The sequence below is a fragment of the Nocardioides sp. genome, from assembly GCF_035481145.1.
In the GTDB taxonomy this organism is placed as follows: Bacteria; Actinomycetota; Actinomycetes; order Propionibacteriales; family Nocardioidaceae; genus Nocardioides.
Genome location: NZ_DATIHB010000034.1, coordinates 1 through 2,078, shown reverse-complemented (window position 1 = coordinate 2,078; position 2,078 = coordinate 1). Strand labels below are relative to the sequence as shown.

1 protein-coding gene is annotated in these 2,078 nt (G+C 65.2%); it reads right to left on the bottom strand.

The window, feature by feature from the left end; translation table 11 throughout:
• On the bottom strand, nt 1–1,804 hold a 1,804-nt coding region (gene dnaK, locus VLF38_RS02840; protein WP_325269778.1), incomplete at its 3' end, for a molecular chaperone DnaK.
• Between the last annotated feature and the right edge of the window lie 274 nt (nt 1,805–2,078).

Sequence of the window (2,078 nt, the reverse complement as noted above, 5' to 3'; positions counted from 1 at the left end):
CGACGACGTCGTCCGAGCCCGCAGCCGCGCCGTCACCGGCGGCAGCACCCGCGTCGGCGGCCTGCGACTCGTACAGGGACTGACCGAGGGCCTGCGACTCCGTCGCGAGCTTCTCGACGGCGGTCTTCACCGCGGCGATGTCCGTGCCGGCGAGCGCGTCCTTGGTCTCCTTGATCGCGGACTCGACCTTGCCCTTGGCGTCGGCAGCGACCTTGTCCTCGTTCTCCTGGAGGAACTTCTCGGTCTGGTGCACGAGCGACTCGGCCTGGTTGCGGACCTCGGCCTCCTCGCGACGCTTGCGGTCCTCGTCGGCGTGCGCCTCGGCGTCCTTGACCATCCGGTCGATCTCCTCCTTGGAGAGGCCGGAGCCCTCCTGGATCTTGATCGTGTTCTCCTTGCCGGTGCCCTTGTCCTTCGCGGTGACGTGCACGATGCCGTTGGCGTCGATGTCGAAGGTCACCTCGATCTGCGGAACACCCTGCGGCGCAGGAGCGATGCCACCGAGCTCGAAGGAGCCGAGCAGCTTGTTGTGCGAGGCGATCTCGCGCTCACCCTGATACACCTGGATCTGCACCGACGGCTGGTTGTCCTCGGCGGTGGTGTAGGTCTCCGACCGCTTGGTCGGGATGGTGGTGTTGCGCTCGATCAGCTTGTGCATCACGCCGCCCTTGGTCTCGATGCCCAGGCTCAGCGGGGTCACGTCGAGCAGCAGGACGTCCTTGACCTCGCCCTTGAGGACGCCGGCCTGGAGCGCGGCGCCGACCGCGACGACCTCGTCGGGGTTCACGCCCTTGTTGGGCTCCTTGCCGCCGGTCAACTCCTTCACCAGGTCGGTGACGGCGGGCATACGGGTCGAACCACCAACGAGCACAACGTGATCGATGTCGCCGACGGAGATGCCGGCGTCCTTGATGACCGCCTGGAACGGAGCGCGGGTGCGCTCGAGCAGATCCGAGGTGATCTTCTGGAACTCGCTGCGCGACAGCTGCTCGTCGAGGAACAACGGGTTCTTGTCGGCGTCGACGGTGATGTAGGGCAGGTTGATCGAGGTCGACTGCGATGCCGACAGTTCGATCTTGGCCTTCTCGGCAGCCTCACGCAGACGCTGCATGGCCATCTTGTCCTTGGTCAGGTCGATACCCGAGGAGCTCTTGAACTTCTCGACGAGCCAGTCGACGATGCGCTGATCCCAGTCGTCACCGCCGAGGTTGTTGTCGCCGGAGGTCGCGCGGACCTCGACCACTCCGTCGCCGATCTCGAGCAGCGAGACGTCGAAGGTGCCGCCACCGAGGTCGAAGACCAGGATGGTCTGTTCTTTCTCGCCCTTGTCCAGGCCGTAGGCCAGGGCCGCGGCGGTCGGCTCGTTGACGATGCGCAGCACGTTGAGGCCGGCGATCTGGCCGGCTTCCTTGGTGGCCTGCCGCTGGGAGTCGTTGAAGTAGGCGGGCACGGTGATGACCGCATCGGTGACGTCCTCACCGAGGTAGGACTCCGCGTCGCGCTTGAGCTTCATCAGCGTGCGGGCACTGATCTCCTGCGGGGTGTACTTCTTGTCGTCGATCGCGACGTTCCAGTCGGTCTCGCCCATGTGGCGCTTGACCGAGCGGATGGTGCGGTCGACGTTGGTGACCGCCTGGTTCTTGGCGGGCTGCCCGACGAGCACCTCGCCGTTGCGCGCGAACGCGACAACGGACGGAGTGGTGCGGGAGCCTTCGGCGTTGGCGATGACGGTCGGTTCGCCGCCTTCGAGTACCGACACCACGGAGTTGGTGGTGCCGAGGTCGATTCCGACAGCACGAGACATCTTTGCTATTCCTCCTGGTTTCTGGGTGTGCACCCAAGTCCTGCTCCCCCGCGGCAGGCTTGGCGCCCACCACGAGAGTGTGGTTTGTGGCAAACCTGTGCTCCGGGGGCAGACTTCAGTGCCTCCGACTCATGTCCTACCGGGTTGAGCCGGTCCAGGTCAACTCAAGTTGAGCCAGCATCGCTCAGGTTTCTCGATGGGTCCAACGGGCGGGGTGGCGCAGATGTTCCCGATTCGACCAAAAAAGTTGAGCGGAGTTCGCTCAGGTTTGGCC